At 59.6% G+C, this 18,517-nt stretch carries 16 protein-coding genes and 1 tRNA gene; 7 read left to right on the forward strand and 10 right to left on the reverse strand.

Features of this window, described 5'->3' with window-relative positions; genetic code table 11:
- The first annotated feature begins 43 nt into the window (after window positions 1–43).
- The gene (locus FDG13_RS10240) at window positions 44–1,522 is read left to right on the forward strand and encodes an NAD-dependent succinate-semialdehyde dehydrogenase (RefSeq protein ID WP_180127309.1); all 1,479 of its coding nucleotides are present in this window, start codon (window positions 44–46) and stop codon (window positions 1,520–1,522) included.
- A gap of 45 nt (window positions 1,523–1,567) precedes the next feature.
- Here FDG13_RS10240 and FDG13_RS10245 read toward each other — a convergent pair whose 3' ends face one another.
- Window positions 1,568–2,281: a heparin lyase I family protein gene (locus FDG13_RS10245; protein WP_180127318.1), complete on the reverse strand. Its 714-nt coding sequence runs from the start codon at window positions 2,279–2,281 to the stop codon at window positions 1,568–1,570.
- Between the two features lie 146 nt (window positions 2,282–2,427).
- On the opposite strand from FDG13_RS10245, the gene FDG13_RS10250 reads away from it, so the two are divergent.
- The 3 genes from FDG13_RS10250 to bamC all read left to right on the forward strand — a co-directional run bounded on the left by FDG13_RS10250 (window position 2,428) and on the right by bamC (window position 4,950).
- Window positions 2,428–2,501, forward strand: a tRNA-Gly gene (locus FDG13_RS10250).
- Between the two features lie 423 nt (window positions 2,502–2,924).
- The gene (dapA, locus tag FDG13_RS10255) at window positions 2,925–3,818 is read left to right on the forward strand and encodes a 4-hydroxy-tetrahydrodipicolinate synthase (protein WP_180127320.1); all 894 of its coding nucleotides are present in this window, start codon (window positions 2,925–2,927) and stop codon (window positions 3,816–3,818) included.
- Between the two features lie 37 nt (window positions 3,819–3,855).
- Window positions 3,856–4,950 carry an outer membrane protein assembly factor BamC gene (gene bamC / locus FDG13_RS10260; protein WP_180127322.1) on the forward strand — a complete coding sequence of 365 codons (1,095 nt, stop codon included), beginning with the start codon at window positions 3,856–3,858 and terminating at the stop codon, window positions 4,948–4,950.
- A 92-nt stretch (window positions 4,951–5,042) separates the two neighbouring features.
- Here the strand turns inward: bamC and FDG13_RS10265 are convergent, their stop codons facing one another.
- The 3 genes from FDG13_RS10265 to uvrC are packed head-to-tail and all read right to left on the reverse strand — an operon-like array spanning window position 5,043 to window position 8,884.
- Window positions 5,043–6,137 carry a tartrate dehydrogenase gene (locus FDG13_RS10265; RefSeq protein ID WP_180127324.1) on the reverse strand — a complete coding sequence of 365 codons (1,095 nt, stop codon included), beginning with the start codon at window positions 6,135–6,137 and terminating at the stop codon, window positions 5,043–5,045.
- Between the two features lie 9 nt (window positions 6,138–6,146).
- Window positions 6,147–6,713 carry a CDP-diacylglycerol--glycerol-3-phosphate 3-phosphatidyltransferase gene (pgsA, locus tag FDG13_RS10270; protein ID WP_180127326.1) on the reverse strand — a complete coding sequence of 189 codons (567 nt, stop codon included), beginning with the start codon at window positions 6,711–6,713 and terminating at the stop codon, window positions 6,147–6,149.
- A gap of 41 nt (window positions 6,714–6,754) precedes the next feature.
- Window positions 6,755–8,884, reverse strand: a complete 2,130-nt coding sequence (uvrC, locus tag FDG13_RS10275) for an excinuclease ABC subunit UvrC (protein ID WP_180127328.1) — start codon at window positions 8,882–8,884, stop codon at window positions 6,755–6,757.
- 27 nt (window positions 8,885–8,911) lie between these two features.
- Between uvrC and earP the strand changes: the two genes are divergently transcribed.
- The 3 genes from earP (at window position 8,912) to FDG13_RS10290 (ending at window position 11,651) form a co-directional block, all read left to right on the forward strand.
- Complete coding sequence (gene earP / locus FDG13_RS10280) at window positions 8,912–10,045, forward strand: elongation factor P maturation arginine rhamnosyltransferase EarP (RefSeq protein ID WP_180127330.1); 1,134 nt, start codon at window positions 8,912–8,914, stop codon at window positions 10,043–10,045.
- A 94-nt stretch (window positions 10,046–10,139) separates the two neighbouring features.
- Window positions 10,140–10,694 carry an elongation factor P gene (gene efp, locus FDG13_RS10285; RefSeq protein ID WP_180127332.1) on the forward strand — a complete coding sequence of 185 codons (555 nt, stop codon included), beginning with the start codon at window positions 10,140–10,142 and terminating at the stop codon, window positions 10,692–10,694.
- A gap of 81 nt (window positions 10,695–10,775) precedes the next feature.
- Window positions 10,776–11,651: a TIGR00730 family Rossman fold protein gene (locus tag FDG13_RS10290; protein ID WP_180127334.1), complete on the forward strand. Its 876-nt coding sequence runs from the start codon at window positions 10,776–10,778 to the stop codon at window positions 11,649–11,651.
- Window positions 11,652–11,698: 47 nt separating this feature from the next.
- Here FDG13_RS10290 and FDG13_RS10295 read toward each other — a convergent pair whose 3' ends face one another.
- The 6 genes from FDG13_RS10295 to FDG13_RS10320 all read right to left on the reverse strand — a co-directional run bounded on the left by FDG13_RS10295 (window position 11,699) and on the right by FDG13_RS10320 (window position 18,486).
- Window positions 11,699–12,793, reverse strand: coding sequence for an MFS transporter (locus FDG13_RS10295; protein WP_370528205.1), 1,095 nt, complete (start codon window positions 12,791–12,793; stop codon window positions 11,699–11,701).
- 98 nt (window positions 12,794–12,891) lie between these two features.
- Window positions 12,892–14,298: a DNA recombination protein RmuC gene (gene rmuC / locus FDG13_RS10300; RefSeq protein WP_180127551.1), complete on the reverse strand. Its 1,407-nt coding sequence runs from the start codon at window positions 14,296–14,298 to the stop codon at window positions 12,892–12,894.
- A gap of 228 nt (window positions 14,299–14,526) precedes the next feature.
- Window positions 14,527–15,507 (reverse strand): D-glycerate dehydrogenase, encoded by a 981-nt coding sequence (locus FDG13_RS10305; RefSeq protein ID WP_180127336.1) that lies wholly within the window; start codon window positions 15,505–15,507, stop codon window positions 14,527–14,529.
- 7 nt (window positions 15,508–15,514) lie between these two features.
- Window positions 15,515–16,801 (reverse strand): sodium:proton antiporter NhaD, encoded by a 1,287-nt coding sequence (gene nhaD / locus FDG13_RS10310; RefSeq protein ID WP_180127338.1) that lies wholly within the window; start codon window positions 16,799–16,801, stop codon window positions 15,515–15,517.
- A 161-nt stretch (window positions 16,802–16,962) separates the two neighbouring features.
- On the reverse strand, window positions 16,963–17,184 hold the full coding sequence (locus FDG13_RS10315; RefSeq protein ID WP_180127340.1) for a hypothetical protein: 222 nt from the start codon (window positions 17,182–17,184) through the stop codon (window positions 16,963–16,965).
- A 162-nt stretch (window positions 17,185–17,346) separates the two neighbouring features.
- Window positions 17,347–18,486 (reverse strand): cupin domain-containing protein, encoded by a 1,140-nt coding sequence (locus FDG13_RS10320; RefSeq protein WP_180127342.1) that lies wholly within the window; start codon window positions 18,484–18,486, stop codon window positions 17,347–17,349.
- Window positions 18,487–18,517: the final 31 nt, after the last annotated feature.

Genomic DNA, 18,517 nt, shown 5'->3' on the forward strand with positions numbered 1-18,517 from the left:
AATAAGGGCTAGAGCCATATTTTTTATAGATTCAGGAGTTTTCATGTCAACCACGCTTTCCCCTCTGTCCCAGCTCAAAGACTCCAGCCTGCTCAAGACGGACGCCTTGGTTAACGGCACCTGGGTCACGGGTGCCGGCCGCTTTGATGTGCTCGACCCCGCCACCGGCCAGAAATTGGCCGATGTGGCCAACCTGGGCCCCTTGGATGCCGAAGCCGCCATCGCCGCCGCCAACGCGGCCTGGCCGGCCTGGCGCAGCAAAACCGCCAAGGAACGCAGCATCATCCTGCGCAAATGGTTTGATTTGCTCATGGCCAACCAGGACGATCTGGGCCGCATCATGACCGCCGAACAAGGCAAACCCCTGCCCGAATCCAAGGGTGAAGTCGCCTACGCCGCGAGTTTTGTGGAATGGTTTGCCGAGGAAGCCAAACGCGTCAACGGCGAAACCCTGCCCCAGTTCGACAACAACCGCCGTTTGCTGATCCTGCGCCAACCGATTGGGGTGTGCGCTGCGATCACGCCCTGGAACTTCCCAATTGCGATGATCACGCGCAAGGTGGCCCCGGCCCTGGCTGCGGGTTGTACCGTGGTCATCAAACCGGCCGAACTTACTCCCTTGACCGCGCTGGCCGCCACCGAACTGGCGATCCGCGCTGGCATCCCGGCCGGTGTGCTCAACATGGTCACTGCCGACGCCGACAACTCGATTGCGGTGGGCAAGGTCTTGTGTGCCAGCGACATCGTGCGCCACATCAGCTTCACCGGCTCCACCGAAGTGGGCCGTATTTTGATGGCGCAGTCGGCCCCCACGGTCAAGAAGATGTCGCTTGAACTCGGCGGCAACGCGCCCTTCATCGTGTTTGATGATGCCGACATCGACAGTGCAGTCGAAGGCGCCTTTGCCAGCAAATACCGCAACGCAGGCCAGACCTGTGTCTGCTCCAACCGGATCTATGTGCAGGCCGGTGTCTACGACGAATTCGTGGCCAAATTTGCGGCCAAGGTCAAAACTGCCAAGGTGGGCAACGGCTTTGACGACGGTGTTAACCAGGGCCCGCTGATCGAAGAAGCTGCGCTGCAAAAGGTGGAGCGCCATGTACAGGACGCGCTGGCCAAAGGTGGCCGACTGGTCGCAGGTGGCCAACGCCTGACGGGCCAGTTTTTCGAGCCCACTGTGGTGGCCGACGCCACGGCTGACATGTTGTGCGCCCGAGAAGAGACGTTTGGCCCGTTTGCCCCGGTGTTCAAGTTCAACACCGAGCAGGAGGCCATCGACGCGGCCAACGCCACCGAATTTGGCCTGGCCAGCTACTTCTACACTCGGGACGTGGGTCGCATCTGGCGCGTCAGCGAAGCGCTGGAGTACGGCATGGTCGGTGCCAATGTCGGCATTCTGGCGACCGAACACGTGCCCTTTGGTGGTGTCAAACAGTCCGGCCTGGGTCGTGAAGGCTCACACCACGGCATGGATGACTATGTGGAAATCAAGTACCTGTGTATTGGTGACATCCTGAAGTAAACACCGAGCTTGTTTAACCCGGTTGGCCAACCGGGTGCATGGGCGTTATTGCAGCCTCTGGCGGGTGGTGGCGCGGCGAACCTTGGCAAACAAAACCACTTGGGTGGGTACCTCCTGTGTGCCAAAACGTGTTTTGTAACGGGACAGGAAAGATCGGTAGAGCCCGTACTTGAAGTAGATGCCCGCGCCCGACGTTGTGCTGCCAGCGGTCTCGTATCGGAGGTCACCGTTGACGTAGACCCTGAAAAACCCGTCGAGCTTGTCCCATTTGGCATGCACCTCGATGTGATGCCAGCGCCCGAGCAGATCGTCCTGACTGATCAGCGGCACGCGCTCGGTGCTGTGGCCAAAATTCTTGTCGATCAGCAAACCCCCTGCGTCGTTCTGGAACATGAACGCGGGTGATCTGCTGTTGCGCTGGTGAAATTGCCCGAAGGCCACTTTGGCTGGGTAGATGTTGGGGTGGTTGGGCGGTAAATAAAAATACCAGCCATACCAGTATTCGCTGCCAGGTGGCGCGCTGCCGTTTTCAGACAACTCGGAACGTTCACGATCGGTGTCGCAGTCCGACCAGCCGGTTTGCGCGCCACAGTCACCTGACCTGACTTCAAACCGCTCGACCTTGGCGCTGAGTGCACCACCGGTGTTGTCTTGCACCAGCGTGTAGCCATAAGCCGAAGTGTTCAAGCTGCGCTTGAAGGACCAGGCGGCAAACTCCTGCGCCTGCGCCTGCGCTGTCAAAGTAAAAGTAACTGACAACACCATTGCCAAACAGGTGATCCAACGGGTCGGTCTCACGGTGGCTGAGCTGTCAAGCGTTGGCTGGGTTGTGTGGTGCTGTTTCAAAATCACATCAACAGGCTTGCCTGGGCGCTCTGTACTTGCAGGTTAAAATACGCAACTAAGCGGGTGTAGTTCAATGGTAGAACGGCAGCTTCCCAAGCTTCATACGAGGGTTCGATTCCCTTCACCCGCTCCATATCTAGATAAGTCATTGATTTTGATCAAGAAATCAAGATTTTACACCTCAGCTACAGCACACTCATACAAAGGTGTGCAGTGCAAAATCTCTTTCGTCGCCCATCAGGGACCTACGTTCTCCGTCTAGCCGTACTGTTTCAACTGCGCTCAATTTTCGGCAAACGCGAAGTTGTCGTCACCAGGGGCAGCTGTGAATTGTCCATCGTGTTTCTTCCTTTCGTTTGCTTGGCGGCGCACGCTTGGAAGTCTCTACGATGGACTACCTCTTGAAAAGTCGAACTTCTACTGCCACCCGGCAGAGCCGAGGGCCTCCCTTGCTGGCCAGCGCCGCATCACTCGCCAAACCTTTGCCTGGATGCCGGTCTGGCGCGGTATCCACTCTCGCTAGAATAAAGGGATAACCCTGGAGCCAGCTCGCAAGATGACCTCTCTATCCCGACCCATCACCGGCAGCATCGTTGCCCTGATCACCCCCATGCTGCCAGACGGCGCGGTAGATTACCCGGCCTTGCGCAAACTCATCGACTGGCACATTGCCGAAGGCACTGACTGCATTGGTGTGGTCGGCACCACCGGTGAATCCCCCACGGTGAGTATTCAGGAAAACTGCGAAGTCATCCGCGTCTCGGTCGAGCAAGCTGCAGGCCGGGTGCCGATCATGGCCGGTTGTGGCTCCAACTGCACCGCCGAGGCGATTGAACTGGCCGGTTTTGCCAAAAAAGTCGGGGCCGACTGCCAATTGCAGGTCGTGCCTTACTACAACAAACCCACCCAGGAAGGTCTGTACCAGCACTTCAAGGCGATTGCCGAAGCGGTGGACCTGCCAATGGTGCTGTACAACGTGCCGGGCCGCTCGGTGGCAGACATGTCGGTTGAAACAAGCCTGCGCCTGGCCCAGTTGCCGGGCATCATCGGTATCAAGGAAGCCACCGGCAATCTGGACCGTGCCCAGTGGCTGATCCGCGAAGCGCCCCAAGGGTTTGCGGTCTACTCAGGTGACGACGCCACGGCGGTTGCCCTGATGTTGTGTGGTGGCCAAGGCAACATCAGCGTCACCGCCAACCTGGCACCCCGCCTGATGCATGAGTTGTGCATGGCGGCAACAGCCGGTGACGTGAAACGCGCCATGGCCATTCAGTTCAAACTGATGCCGCTACACAAAAACCTGTTTTTGGAGGCCAACCCGATCCCGGTGAAATGGGCTGCGGCCCGCATGAACCTGTGCGGCCCGACCCTGCGCTTGCCCCTGACCGAGCTCAGCGCAAGTTACCAACCTGTCGTTGAAGCGGCCCTGCGCACCGTGGGCCTGCTCTGAGCTGACCCTGCCAACCTCTCTTCCTGAAGGATATTTTGTGAACCATTCCCCAAAATTTGTGTTGCTCGGTCTGACCCTGGCGCTCGGCGCCTGCTCGATGCTGCAGAGTGAAAAGATTGACTACAAAAGCGCGACCACCAACAAAACCCCGTCGCTGGAAATCCCGCCTGACCTGACACAGATTTCCAAGGACACCCGCTACACCGTGCCTGGCTCGGCGGTGACCGCATCGAGTTACCAACTCGCTCAAAACACGGTGGTGGCTACACCCACGGCAACCGCATCCTTGGGTGATGTGCGCATCGAGCGCGCAGGTGACACCCGTTGGCTGGTGATCAACCGCCCGGCCGACAAGTTGTGGGAGCCGGTCAAGGAGTTCTGGCAAGACAACGGTTTCCTGCTCGCGATGGACCAGGCCAACCTGGGCATCATGGAAACCGACTGGGCCGAAAACCGCGCCAAGATTCCTCAGGATTTTGTCCGCGCCACCTTGGGCAAGGTGTTTGATTCGCTCTACTCCACCGGTGAGCGCGACAAGTTCCGCACCCGCCTAGAACGCGGTGCCGACGGCAGCACCGAAATTTTCATCAGCCACCGCGGTATGGTCGAGGTGTATGACAGCAAGGAAAAGGAACGCACCGTGTGGCAACCCCGCGCCGCCGATCCCGAGCTGGAGGCCGAATTCCTGCGCCGCCTGATGGTCAAGCTGGGCGTGGGTGAGGAACAATCCAAAGCCCTGTTGGCAGCCGGTGTGGTCAAGGAAAACACCCAAGTTACTACCGTGAGTGGACAACCCGTGGTGCAGCTGGCGGACGGTTTTGATCGCGCTTGGCGCCGGGTAGGTCTGTCACTGGACCGTACCAACTTCACCGTGGAAGACCGTGACCGCAGCAAGGGCCTGTACTTTGTGCGTTATGTGGCCCCCAACGCCGACATGGAAAAAGACGAGCCGGGCTTCTTTGGCAAACTGTTTGGCAAGTCCAAACCGGATGCACAACCGTCGAAATTCCGCGTGGCCGTGCTCAGCCAAGGCAATGCCACCACGGTGTCGGTGCAAAACGCCGACGGCACTGCAGCCGCCATGGCCGATGCACAACGCATCATCAAGGTGCTGGCAGAAGACCTGAAATAAACCCGCTGAGGGAAAAGCCACCTGCCGTGACCGGTAGGTGGCTTTTTTTATGGCCAAATTGGCTCCAGCCCTTAAACAAGAAGGGCAAGTAGCTACAAAGACTGCAGCGCCTGAGTGATTGCCCGGCCCAGATCCTGAGTCTTGTCGCAACCACCCAGATCGGGCGTGCGCGGTGCGCCACTGCCGGGGGCCAGCACCTGTTCGATGGCTTGCAACACCGCGTCATGCGCTGCGCGGTAGCCCAGAAAGTCCAGCATCAGCGCGCCACTCCAGATCTGACCAATCGGGTTGGCCTTGGCCTGGCCGGCAATGTCGGGCGCCGAGCCGTGCACCGGCTCAAACAGCGAGGGGTGGGTTCGCCCGGGATTGAGGTTGGCACTCGGTGCAATCGCAATCGTGCCGGTGCAGGCTGGGCCCAGGTCACTCAGGATGTCGCCAAACAGGTTACTGCCCACCACCACGTCAAAAAAATCTGGCCGCTGGACAAAATGCGCGGTCAGGATGTCGATGTGGAACTTGTCCACGGTAACGTCTGGGTAGGCTTTGGCCATCTCGGCGACACGCTCGTCCCAGTACGGCATGGTGATGGCGATGCCGTTGGATTTGGTGGCGCTGGTCAGGTGTTTTTTGGGGCGAGATTGGGCCAGCTCAAACGCAAACTTGAGCACCCGGTCCACGCCAACGCGTGACATCACCGTCTCTTGCATCACGATTTCGCGCTCGGTGCCGGCAAACATGCGCCCACCGATGCTGGAGTATTCACCCTCGGTGTTTTCACGCACGATCACCATGTCGATCTCACCGGGCGCTCGGGCGCTGCCATCACGCCGCACCACCGGGCAGGTGATACCTGGCATCAGGCGCGCCGGGCGCAGGTTCACATACTGGTCAAACTCTCGTCGAAACAACAGCAGCGAACCCCACAACGACACATGGTCTGGGATTTTTTCCGGCCAGCCCACTGCACCGAAGTAAATCGCGTCGTGGCCGCCGATTTGATCCTTCCAGTCGTCAGGCAGCATCTGGCCGTGCCGCTCGAAGTACTGCCAGCTGGAGAAATCGAAGTGGTCCATCTGCAGTTGGATGCCAAACTTGTCGGCCGCAGCTTCAAGCACCCGCAGGCCTTCTGGCATCACCTCTTGGCCAATGCCGTCACCGGCGATGACAGCAATTTTGTGCTGGGCCACGTGATCTCCTTACTTGACCTTGGCGCGGATTTCCGGAAGGGCTTTTTGCAGGTAATAGACCATCGACCAGACGGTCATGATCGCGGCCAGCCAGATCAACCAGACACCCCAGAGGTGGGTGTCGATGAGTCCGAACAACAGGCCGTCATAGAGCAGGAACGGGATCGCCACCATTTGGGCGGTGGTTTTGAGTTTGCCGATCATGTGCACCGCCACACTGCGCGAGGCACCAATCTGCGCCATCCACTCGCGCAGCGCCGAGATCGCGATCTCGCGGCCAATGATGATCAGCCCAACAAACACGTCAGCGCGCCCCAGGTGTACCAGTACCAGCACACAGGCACACACTAGAAATTTGTCGGCCACCGGGTCCAAAAAGGCGCCAAAAGCCGACACCTGGTTGAGCTTGCGAGCCAGAAAACCGTCGAGCCAGTCGGTGGCGGCAAACACCACAAACATCACGGTGGCGATCAGGTTACGGCTGGCGGGCTCGATCGGCAAATAAAACACGCCAACGATCAAGGGAATGGCCGCAATACGCGCCCAGGTCATGAGGGTAGGAATGGTCCAGAACATGTCTCGATTGTGGCATGCAGCCACCGGCCTACAGCCAGCGTTCAGTGCAACGCCCGATAGATTTCTTCCGCCAGTTCATGTGAGATGCCTTCGACACTGGCCATGTCGTCCACCGAGGCCATCGCCACCCCGCGCACACCGCCAAAACGCTGCAACAAACGGGCACGCCGTTTCGGGCCAATGCCCGGGATGTCTTCGAGCTTGCCACCGTCCATTCGCACCTTGGCACGTGCGGCACGCATGCCGGTGATGGCAAAACGGTGCGCCTCGTCGCGGATCTGCGCCACCAGCATCAGCGCGGCTGAATCCTTGCCCAAGTAGACCTTCTCGCGCCCATCGGCAAACACCAGCTCTTCCAGACCAATGCGCCGGCCCTCACCTTTTTCGACACCAACGATCAGAGACAGATCCAGACCCAGCTGCACAAACACCTCGCGCGCCATGCTGACCTGGCCTTTTCCACCGTCCACCAACACCAGGTCCGGCAAACGGCCGGTGCCCGGCGGGGTTTCACCGCTGCGTTTGGCTTCCTGCAACACCTCGGCGAGTTTGCCGTAGCGGCGCAGCAGCACCTGGCGCATCGCGGCGTAATCGTCACCGGGCGTGATGTCGGTGATTTTGTAGCGCCGGTACTCGGCGTTTTGCATCTTGTGGTGGTGAAACACCACACACGAGGCCTGGGTGGATTCCCCGGCAGTGTGTGAAATGTCAAAACACTCGATGCGCAGTTCGTCCAGGTCGTCCAGCCCCAGATCCAGCGCCTCATACAACGCACGGGTGCGCGCTTGCTGAGAGCCTTCTTCCGACAGCAGACGGGCCAGTTGCAGGTTGGCATTGGTTTGCGCCATCTCCAACCAGACCCGGCGCTGTTCACGCGGCGCATGCACCGCCGTGACCTTGATGCCGGTTTGTGCGGTCAAGGCTTTGAGCAGCGCCTTGTCCACTGGGCTGCTGACCACCAGCGAGGGCGGCACCGGCACATTCAGGTAATGCTGGGCGATGAAGGCGTCCAGGATCTGTGATTCGACTGAACGGACCTCAGCGCCGTCTTCTTCCAGCTCCAGCGCGGCGCCGTCCTGCACCTGCACCGGAAAGTAGGGCCGATCCCCCAGATGGCGCCCGCCGCGCACCATGGCCAGGTTGACACAGGCGCGCCCGCCCTGCACCTTGACCGCGAGGATGTCGACATCGCGGTCGCTGACGTTGTCCACACTCTGCTGGTGCAACACACTCGAAAGCGCGGCGGTCTGGTTGCGCAACTCGGCTGCCTGCTCGAATTCAAGCTTGTCGGCGTGCGCCATCATGCGTGCCTGCAGGCTGCTCATCACCTCTTGTGCATCGCCATTCAAGAAACGTTCTGCGTCCGCCACATCCTGGGCGTAATCAGTTGGTGAAATGTGACCCACGCACGGGCCGGAGCAACGTTTGATCTGGTACAGCAAACAGGGCCGGGTGCGGTTGGCAAACACCGACTCCTCACAGGTGCGCAGTTTGAACACCTTTTGCATCAGCAAAATCGCTTCCTTGACCGCCCAGGCACTGGGGTAGGGGCCAAAGTAGTGGTGTTTTTTCTCGACCGCACCTCGGTAATAGGAGACGCGGGGGAACCAGTCACCATTGATGCGGGTCACCGACGATGGTGTGTCTTTTTGGCCTGTAGCCCTTACAGATAAAGGGCCAGGCGCTCCTTTTTTTGCAAGAAGGCTGCTGTCTTTGGGCAGCGGTGCCGGGGCGCTGATCTTGAGGTAGGGGTAACTCTTGTCGTCCCGAAACAGGATGTTGTACTTGGGGTTGAGCGTCTTGATCAGGTTGTTTTCAAGCAGCAGCGCCTCGGCCTCGGAGCGCACTACGGTGGTCTCCAGCCGCACAATCTTGCCCACCATGTGGCCAATGCGGGTGCCGCCGTGGTTCTTCTGAAAATAACTCGACACCCGTTTTTTGAGGTTGATCGCCTTGCCGACATAGAGCACCTGGCCCTGCGCATCAAAGTAGCGGTAAACCCCCGGCAGCGCGGGCAGGCTCGCCACATCATTGAGCAGTTGCTCGGGGTGGACACCGGCAGGAGCCTCAGGCTCGGCACCATCGGAGCTGAGGGTCACAACGAGCGGCAGTTCGGCAGGCAGCTTGACGGGGTCAACGGGTGGCACGGGGTTTTCAGGCAAATCGGACATAGGGCGCTATTGTGGACAATCCCGATCATGAATTTGCCACCTGCTCAGCCCAAATTGCATTGGGACATTTTTTGCCGCGTGATCGACAACTTTGGTGACATCGGTGTCTGCTGGCGCCTGTGTGTGGATCTGGCGCAACGCGGTCAGACCGTGCGGCTCTGGGTCGACGATGCGTCGGCCCTGGCCTGGATGGCGCCAGATGGCGCACCCGGGGTGACGGTACTGGCGTGGAGCACCCCTTTTGCCCACCACAGCCAGACGCCCGGCGATGTGCTGGTGGAAGCCTTTGGCTGCGAAGTCGATCCTGAATTCATAGCTGCATACGCCCACAAGATCAGGGCTACAGGCCAGACAAGCCAGTGGATCAACCTCGAATACCTGAGCGCCGAGGCCTACGTGGCGCGCTGCCACACCCTGCCCTCACCCGTGATGTATGGGCCAGGCCAGGGGCTGGCCAAGCATTTTTTCTACCCTGGCTTCACACCCGACACCGGCGGCCTGTTGCGCGAAGCCGATCTGCTGCAGCGCCAGGCCAGTTTCGAGCGCAGCGCCTGGTTGACAACACAAGGCATAGCCTGGCAAGGCCAGCGTCTGGTCTCGCTGTTTTGTTACGAACCTGCAGGCCTGCCCGCCTTGCTGCACACATTGGCTGCGGACGACAGACCCACACAGCTGTTGGTGACCGCAGGGCGGGCCAGCGCCGCGGTGCGCCGCTTGGTTGAGCATGAAATTAGCCTCCAGCCCTTTATTAACAAGGGTCAGAAGCTCTCAATTTCATATCTTCCATTGCTATCGCAGGCCGACTATGACCACCTGCTGTGGGCCTGTGACATCAACTTTGTGCGCGGCGAAGACTCGCTGGTGCGCGCTTTGTGGGCCGGCAAACCCTTGATCTGGCAGATCTACCCGCAAGACGATGACGCCCACCACCACAAGCTCCACGTCTTCCTGGACTGGCTGCAGGCCCCGCCCGCATTGCGCCGCGCACATCAGCGCTGGAACGGTTTGCCGGGTAGGGGCACCGACGACGTCAACGCGCCATTGTTCACGACCGAAGACGAGCGAACTTGGCAAGCTGCCTGCCAGCGCGCCAAGCAAACGCTGCTGCAGCAAAACGATCTGGCAAGCCAGTTGCTCGATTTCATGACAAAAACCCACTAAAATAGCGGGCTTTGCGGCATGTGGTCGATTTTTCATCGAGTGCTCCAGCCGCCCTCGCCGCCAGATGGGCGGCCTAACTTCACTCTCTGACTTTATGAAAATCGCTCAAGAAATTCGCGCCGGCAACGTCATCATGCAAGGCAAAGACCCGATGGTCGTCCTGAAAACCGAATACGCCCGCGGTGGCCGCGGTGCCGCCACCGTGCGCATGAAGCTCAAGAGCCTGATCGCCAACTTCGGCACCGAAGTCGTGTTCCGGGCCGACGACAAGATGGACCAAGTCATTCTGGACAAAAAAGATTGCACCTACTCCTACTTTGCCGACCCGATGTACGTGTGTATGGATGCCGAGTACAACCAGTACGAAGTTGAAGCAGAGAACATGGGCGACGCGCTCAACTACCTCGAAGACGGCATGGAAGTCGAAGTAGTGTTCTACGACGGCAAGGCCATCTCGGTTGAACTGCCCACCACCGTGGTGCGTGAAATCACCTGGACCGAACCCGCTGTCAAGGGTGACACCTCTGGCAAGGTTCTGAAACCGGCCAAGATTGCAACAGGTTTCGACGTCGGTGTGCCGATTTTTGTGGCCCAAGGCGACAAGGTCGAAATCGACACCCGCACTGGCGAATACCGCAAGCGCGTCTAAACACCCGTGGCTGGCTTCACTGCCAAAAACAAGCAGGGCTTCACTCCGTGAGGCCCTTTTTTTTAACTGACAATTCGGACCATGGAACACACCCAACCCCTGACCCAACACGTCACCGAACACAAGCTGGCCGATGCCCTGGCCGACCTGCTCAACCACCCGGCCGACGAGACCGTCCTGCACCCCAACGCCTACCGGCTGGCTTTTGCCGACCCCGAATTCCTGCTGCGCCGGGAATCACGCGGCATCCGCATCCAGTTGGAGATGCTCAAACCCGACCTCGACCAGAGTGAACAAGGCATTGACAACACCATTGTGGTGTTTGGCAGCGCGCGTTTTCCGTCCCCCGAGACCGCCAACGCCGCCATGCAAGCCGCCCTGGCTAGCGCCGACCCGGCGGCGATCCAGCTGGCCCAGCGCCACCTGCGTAACGCCCAACATTACGACCAGGCGCGCCTGTTTGCCCGGCTGGTTGCCAACTACAGCAACGACCAGGCGCACAGCGCCAAACTCTACATCTGCACCGGCGGTGGCCCGGGCATCATGGAAGCCGCCAACCGGGGTGCCCACGAACTGGGTGCACCCACCGTGGGCCTGAACATCGCGCTGCCGCATGAGCAGTCGGCCAACCCCTATGTCACCCCGGCGCTGAGCTTCAAGTTCCACTATTTTGCGATCCGCAAGATGCATTTCATGATGCGCGCCAAGGCACTGGTGGCCTTCCCCGGCGGGTTTGGCACACTCGACGAGCTGTTTGAGGTGATCACCCTGGTGCAAACGCGCAAAGCCCAGCCGGTGCCCATCGTGCTGTTTGGCAGCGACTACTGGAAGCGCCTGCTCAACATCGATGTGATGGTGGAAGAAGGGGTGATCTCCCCCGAGGACCTGAAGCTGTTCCACTATGTCGACACCCCGGAAGCCGCCTGGGACGTGATCCGGCATTTCTACGCGCTGTAAAACCGCGCGAAGCGCCCTCTTCCCCGGGCAGGGGCCTGGGATGAGGGTCAGGCCTTGGGTGGCGGGCGCAAAAACCACGCCGAACGGGCACCCAGCCCCACCGCCGTGCCCACTGTCCAGAACACCAGCGACACGCCCAAGGTGGCACCGGCGGTGCCAAACAACATCGGCATGAACACACTGGAGGCATTGATCGCCATCAGCCGGAAGCCCAGCGCCTCACCGTGGCGTGACTCCGGGGTGATCTGGTGCAAGGTGCTCATGATCATCGGCTGTACCGAACCCAGGGACACCCCCAGCAGCGCCGAACACACGGCCATGGCCCAGGCCGAGTGTGTCAGCGGGTAGATGGCAAACAACAGCGCGGTGCTCAGCATGGCGCCGGTCACCACCACCCACTCCCGCAGATGGGCCACCAGAAACGGCAACACCACCCGCACGGCCGTGGCCGCCAGCGCAAACCCACCCAAAATCGCGCCAATGGCCGAGGCGCTGACACCGCGCTCATGCCCGAGCACCGGCACCACAAAGGTGTGCACATCCCAGCAGGACGACAGCAACCAGTTCACCAGCATCAGGCGGCGCATCATGGGCTCACGCATCAGGTCCCAGGCGCGGCCTTTTTTGCCACCCGGCTGGGCCACCACCGGCGGCAACTCCAGGGTGTGACGCACCCACAGCCAGGTCATCAGCGGAAAACACGCGAGACAGGCAAAACTCAGCCTGAAACCGCCCTGGTCAATCAGGATACCGGCCACCAGCGGACCGACAAAGTTTGCCAGCGCCGGACCAATCGACAACCAGCTGAACATCGACTTGAGCTGCGTCGTGTCTTGCGCCGAGCGCCCGACATGGCGCTGCACACAGATAGATGCCACCCCGGTGGCGCCACCGGTCATCAAGGCACTCAGGCACAAGACCGGAAACACCGGGAACACGAACGCCAACGCCGCACCCGCACTGGCCATGCCCACCGCCAGCCTCATCGGCCGTTTGAAGCCATGGCGGTCGGTGTAGCGCCCGGCGGGCATGGCCAGGAAAACCTGCGTCAGCGCAAACAAGGCCAGCAGCGTGCCCACCGCCAGGGCACTGTAACCCTCACGCAGGGCTAGCAGGGGTGACGCGAGCCGCATACCGGCCATACAGGCGTGCAGACAGATATGGCCACCAATCAGCCGCGCCAGACCCACTTGGGTCAACACTGGTTGTGGCGCGGTGGACTCACTCAAAGGGGCAGAACTCACGCGCCGGGTGTCCCTTCGCTGCTGTCAAAGTCGCGGTCCAGAGTGATCAGCGACTGGGCCTGGGTCTCGGGCAAGGCCTCTACGGTTTTAAGAGCACGCCCCATCGCACGGCTGCGGGTTTGGGCGCTATCCAGCGTTTTAAGCACGGTTTCGGTCTGGGCCTTGACCTTGGCCAGCACATCGCCAAACTTGCCGAACTCGGTTTTGACCGCACCGAGCACCTGCCAGACTTCGCTCGAGCGTTTTTCGAGCGCCAGGGTTCTGAAACCCATTTGCAGGGAACTCAGCATCGCCAACAACGTGGTCGGCCCGGCCAGCGTCACACGGCAGTCGCGTTGCAATGCCTCCATCAGGCCGGGACGACGCAGCACCTCGGCGTACAGGCCTTCGGTGGGCAGGAACAAAATCGCAAAGTCGGTGGTGTACGGCGGCTCCAAGTACTTGTCGGCAATCGACTTGGCTTCCAGGCGGATGCGTTGCTCGAGCGCGCGCGCGGCCAGCTCAGCGGCCACCACATCGGCAAGGCCCTGGGCGTCAAGCAGGCGTTCGTAATCTTCGTTGGGGAACTTAGCGTCAATCGGCAGCCACAGCGGCTCGCCTGAATCGGAGCGCCCAGGCAGTTTGATGGCGAAGTCGACCACATTTTTGCTGCCCGGACGCGTCGCCACCTGGGCCGCGTACTGGTCCGGTACAAACACCTGCTCCAACAGACTGGCAAGTTGCGCCTCACCAAAAATACCGCGGGTTTTGACGTTGGTCAGCAGGTGCTTGAGGTCACCCACACCCTGCGCCAGCGTCTGCATTTCACCCAGGCCTTTGTGCACCTGTTCCAACCGGTCCGCAACCTGTTTGAAACTTTCACCCAGGCGGGCTTGCAAGGTGGTCTGCAATTTTTCATCGACGGTGGCACGCATTTCGTCGAGTTTGGCGGCGTTGTTGGTTTGGAGCTGCGCCAGCTGTTTTTCAAGCGTTTCGCGGATCTCGCTCATGCGCCGCACATTGGATTCACTCAAACCCGAGAGCTGGGTCGACAGCGTGTCAGACAGAGTTTTTTGCAACAGGGCCAGCTGCTGGCCAAACGCGTCGATCTGGGTGTTTTGCGTGCGGGTGGCTTCGGCGCCCTGCTGCACCAGCGTCTGCTGGAAGGTGGCCAGGTTCTGCGCCAGTTCCTGGCGCGCGCTGCGAGAGGAGTCGCTGATGTCGCGCTGCAGGTCACGCGCCAGTTTGTCGGTGTTTTGGGTGATATGCGCCAGCAGCGCCTGATGGCGGGCCAGCTGGGCTTGCTGCTCCTGCTGTTGTTTGGCCAGCTCGGTTGCGTCGGGCTGGGTGGCCCGGCCAAGGCGCTGCAACAGCACCAGCAACAACAACGCATTCACCCCACCCAGCGCCAGCGCGCCCCACATTGCAAAATCAGTCACGTTCAAAGCTCTCCTGGGTACCGATTGTGGTTCAAAACCGAATACCCCTGGCAATCGGTTTTGACATTTTTATATAAGAAATTGGCTTCCAGCCCTTGTATTAAAAGGGCAGACAGCTATCACATTCATAACATTTGACAAGCGCCAGCATGCCCGCCAAGTCGCCCCGAAGCGTGGCATAAAACCAGCGCCGGGGCACAACAAAACACCCACTCAGGCGGCCAGCACCTGCGGGTTCAAGGGTGTCAGCGGCTTGCCGTTCAGCAAAAACCCGATCAGGTTGTCTGCCGCGAGTTGCGCCATCGCCAGCCGCGTGGGCCGGGTGGCACTGGCGATATGCGGGGTCAACACCACATTGGAACAAGCCAACAGGTCCGGGTGCACCGTGGGTTCACCCTCAAACACATCGAGCCCGGCGGCGGCAATCTGGCCGGCACGCAAAGCTTCAGCCAGGGCCGCGTCATCCACAATGCCGCCCCGTGCGATGTTGACCAACGTGGCTGTGGGTTTCATCAGCGCCAGCTCCGGTGCACCAATGCTGTGGTGCGACGCGGCGCTGTAAGGCAGCACCAGCATCAGATGGTCACAGGTTCGCAGCAATTCCTCCTTGCTGACCCAGCGCGCTTGGCACGCGGATTCGGTGGCTTCGTCCAGCCGCGAACGGTTGTGGTAGATCACCTTCATGCCAAAACCCAAAGCGCCGCGTTTGGCAATGCCTTGCCCAATGCGACCCATGCCCAGAATGCCCAGGGTGCTGCCAAACACCTCGGCCCCGGTGAACATGTCGTAGCGCCAGCGGTTCCACAAACCCGCACGCAAAAAGTGCTCGGACTCGGTGATGCGCCTGGCCGTGGCCAGCAGCAGTGCAAAACCAAAATCGGCGGTGGTCTCGGTCAACACGTCGGGGGTATTGGTGGCCAAGACCCCGGCTGCGGTCATCGCATCCACATCAAAATTGTTGTAGCCCACCGCCATGTTGGCGCAGATCTTGAGGTCAGGGCATGCTGCCAGCACCGCCGCGTCGATGCGCTCGCTGCCGGTGGTGAAAGCGCCCTGTTTGCCCTGGAGCTGCTGCATCAACTCGGAGGGTGTCCACAACACGTCCTCCTGGTTGGTGGTGAGCTCAAAATGCTGCGCCAGCTTGTCCAGAACCTCGGGGAAAACGGCGCGCGCGACCAGAACAGCAGGTTTCATGACCGACTCAGTGTCCAAACAGGCGCATTTCAACGATGTAGAACAAGGCACCGCCAAAATACCCCAGCAGCGCCAGCCCGCTGATTTTTTTCATGTACCAGAAGAAATCAATTTTCTCCAGCCCCATCGCGGCCACACCAGCTGCTGAGCCAATGATCAGGATGGAACCACCGGTGCCCGCACAATAGGCCATGAACTCCCACAGGAAACTGTCCGGCGGGAACTGGGCCAAGTCATACATGCCCATCGACGCAGCCACCAGCGGCACGTTGTCCACCACCGCGCTGACCAAACCAATGATCATCACGATCACATCCTGGCGACCCACCGCCTGATCGAGCCACTGCGCCAGCGAGGTCAGAATGTGGGTGTGTTCCAGAGAGGCCACGGCCAGCAGAATGCCGATGAAAAACACAATCGAGCCCATGTCGATCTTGGACAAGGCATGGACCAACGTGAAGTGGTCCTTGTCCTCGTCACACTTGTCGCGGTGCAACAGGTCGCCCACCAGCCACAAAATACCCAGGCCAAACAGAATGCCCATAAAAGGTGGCAAATGGGTCACCGTTTTGAACACGGGCACCGCCACCAGAATCCCCAAACCCAAACAAAACATGATGTTGCGCTCAGCGTTGGTGGAGGCCACAGCATTGGACTCGGCCTGGCGCTCAGGCGACACCACGGGTTTGCCTTTCAAAATAAAAGCGGTCACCGCCAGTGGCACCAACAGGTTGATCAGGGACGGCACAAACAGCCCCTTCATGATGTTCAGTGCGGTGATCTGGCCACCAATCCACAACATGGTGGTGGTCACGTCGCCAATCGGCGTCCAGGCGCCGCCCGAGTTGGCGGCAATCACAATGATGCCGGCAAAAAACAGGCGGTCTTCCCGCTTGTCGAGCAGCTTTTTCATCAGCGACACCATCACGATGGTGGTGGTCAGGTTGTCCAGAATCGAGCTCAGAAAAAAGGACACAAAACCCACCATCCACATCAGGGTGGCAAGCTTGGTGGTTTTGATGCGCGAGGTGATCACCTCAAACCCGTTGTGGGCGTCAATCACTTCGACAATGGTCATGGCACCCATCAAAAAGAACACAATTTGTGCGGTGCTCATCAGCGATTCGGACAGGTTTTCACCCACCAGATGGGCGTCCGCACTCGACACCGCATAGATGGTCCACAACAAACCAGCGCCAATCAGGGCCGAAGCTGACTTATTGATTTTGATAGGGTGCTCAAGTGCAATGGCTGCGTACGCCAGCACAAAAACAATGACCAGAGCTGTCAACATGAAATTACCTTTGTTATTGATGGAACGACAGCGCGATTATCACTGGTGGTTTTGTCGACAACCCGACTTTCAGGCAGCTGCAAACCGGCACCCAACACCGCGACCCCAGTGACTAAGCAAAAAAAAGCCACCCGAAGGTGGCTTTTTTTGACTGGGTCCAATTACTTGGAAGCAGCTGCAGCGGCGGCTTCAGCAGCAGCGGCGGCTGCAGCATCAGCGGGGGCAGCAGCGGCTGCATCAGAAGCGGGAGCAGCAGGTGCTTCAGCAGCGGGAGCGGCAGCAGCAGGTGCTTCAACAGCGGGTGCAGGAGCTTCTTCCTTTTTGCCACAGGCGGCCAAAGCAGCAGCAGCGATCACAGCGGCGAGTACGAGAGTTTTGTTCATTTGTAATTACCTAAAAAAAAGACAATTTCCGGAAATCCTTGATGCAGTTTCCTGCATCCCAACAAGCATACATCGCTGTTGCGAAAGTTGCTTGGGGCTTGATTATAGTCACCTTACCAATGGTTTCTACCATTGACATACCACAAATCTTATGCTTCAGCTTCAAACCAAGTGCAACCAGCCCGCCGCCGCCCAAGCAGCCAGCAACTCCTGGGCCTGTTTGCTGAGTTTTTGCAGCTCTTTGGCGCTCAGGCTTTTCTGATTGGCCAGCAAACGCATCAACGCGGCATCGCGACCAGTGGCCAAAAAACTTTCGCCGTTGATAAAAATGTGATGCTGATCGAACATCATCCGGGTGCGACGATCCAGCTGCACCGCGCAGTCGGCCAGCTGGACCCCATCGTCCTCCGGCAAGGCTTCAAACCAGACATGGGGTTTGGGTTCGGTCATGTATTCACCCAGTCCGCGTGCCAGCGCCAGTGGGTCCTTGAGCGCGTCCTCGACCGCTTGGTGGGCAAACGCCAACATAGCGGCCGGTATCTCGGCCGCTTGTGCCACCGCTGGCTGGCTGGCATCGCGATACAACACCTCACCAACTTCATCCTCGGCCTGCTCCGCCACACGCTGCAGCAGTTCACGCGCCAGCTCGGCTTTTTTGGGGATGCGAAAACCAATCGAGTAGGTCATGCACTCACCCTGGGCGATGCCATCATGGGCATAACCTGGCGGCAGGTACAACATGTCTCCGGGCTCAACCACAAACTCCTGTTCCGGCTCAAAGTTGGTCAAAATCTTGAGCGGCACACCGTCTTGCAGCACCGGTTTTTTCTGGCGCCCGATACGCCACAACCTGCGGCCCTGGGCCTGCAATAAAAACACGTCGTAACTATCGATGTGCGGCCCCACACCCCCACCGTCCGTGGCATAACTGATCATCACGTCATCGAGCCGGGCATCGGGCACAAAACGGAACTGGTTCATCAGTTGGTGCACAGACTCGTCATGCAGGTCCACACCCTGCAACAGAATGGTCCAGCCAGCTTGTTTGAACGGTGGCAGGGCTTTGCGCTGAAACGGCCCGTGTTTGAGTTGCCAGCCGGGACTCTTACCCGGCTGTTGCACCACCAGACGTGAGGCCACATCCTCATCTGCGGCCACGGCCATCAGCTCGGATCGATTCAACAGCGGCTTGAACTGACGCAAGGCGTGACGCACCAACAGGGGCTTTTTTTGCCAGTAGCGTTTCATGAACTGCTGCGGGCTGATGCCGCCCAGCAAAGGCAGGGCTTGGGTGATGTCCATGGAATGCTCCTCTAATGCGACAATTCTAGGT

The sequence above is a fragment of the Rhodoferax sp. BLA1 genome (assembly GCF_013416775.1).
Lineage (GTDB): Bacteria > Pseudomonadota > Gammaproteobacteria > Burkholderiales > Burkholderiaceae_C > Rhodoferax.

Excerpts from the sequence above, each read along its gene's own strand:
- FDG13_RS10240 (WP_180127309.1), top strand. The coding sequence starts at position 44 with ATGTCAACCACGCTTTCCCCTCTGTCCCAGCTCAAAGACTCCAGCCTG.
- dapA (WP_180127320.1), top strand. The coding sequence starts at position 2,925 with ATGACCTCTCTATCCCGACCCATCACCGGCAGCATCGTTGCCCTGATC.
- pgsA (WP_180127326.1), bottom strand. The coding sequence starts at position 6,713 with ATGTTCTGGACCATTCCTACCCTCATGACCTGGGCGCGTATTGCGGCC.
- uvrC (WP_180127328.1), bottom strand. The coding sequence starts at position 8,884 with ATGTCCGATTTGCCTGAAAACCCCGTGCCACCCGTTGACCCCGTCAAG.
- earP (WP_180127330.1), top strand. The coding sequence starts at position 8,912 with ATGAATTTGCCACCTGCTCAGCCCAAATTGCATTGGGACATTTTTTGC.
- efp (WP_180127332.1), top strand. The coding sequence starts at position 10,140 with ATGAAAATCGCTCAAGAAATTCGCGCCGGCAACGTCATCATGCAAGGC.
- FDG13_RS10290 (WP_180127334.1), top strand. The coding sequence starts at position 10,776 with ATGGAACACACCCAACCCCTGACCCAACACGTCACCGAACACAAGCTG.
- FDG13_RS10295 (WP_370528205.1), bottom strand. The coding sequence starts at position 12,793 with ATGGCCGGTATGCGGCTCGCGTCACCCCTGCTAGCCCTGCGTGAGGGT.
- rmuC (WP_180127551.1), bottom strand. The coding sequence starts at position 14,298 with ATGTGGGGCGCGCTGGCGCTGGGTGGGGTGAATGCGTTGTTGTTGCTG.
- FDG13_RS10305 (WP_180127336.1), bottom strand. The coding sequence starts at position 15,507 with ATGAAACCTGCTGTTCTGGTCGCGCGCGCCGTTTTCCCCGAGGTTCTG.
- nhaD (WP_180127338.1), bottom strand. The coding sequence starts at position 16,801 with ATGTTGACAGCTCTGGTCATTGTTTTTGTGCTGGCGTACGCAGCCATT.
- FDG13_RS10315 (WP_180127340.1), bottom strand. The coding sequence starts at position 17,184 with ATGAACAAAACTCTCGTACTCGCCGCTGTGATCGCTGCTGCTGCTTTG.
- FDG13_RS10320 (WP_180127342.1), bottom strand. The coding sequence starts at position 18,486 with ATGGACATCACCCAAGCCCTGCCTTTGCTGGGCGGCATCAGCCCGCAG.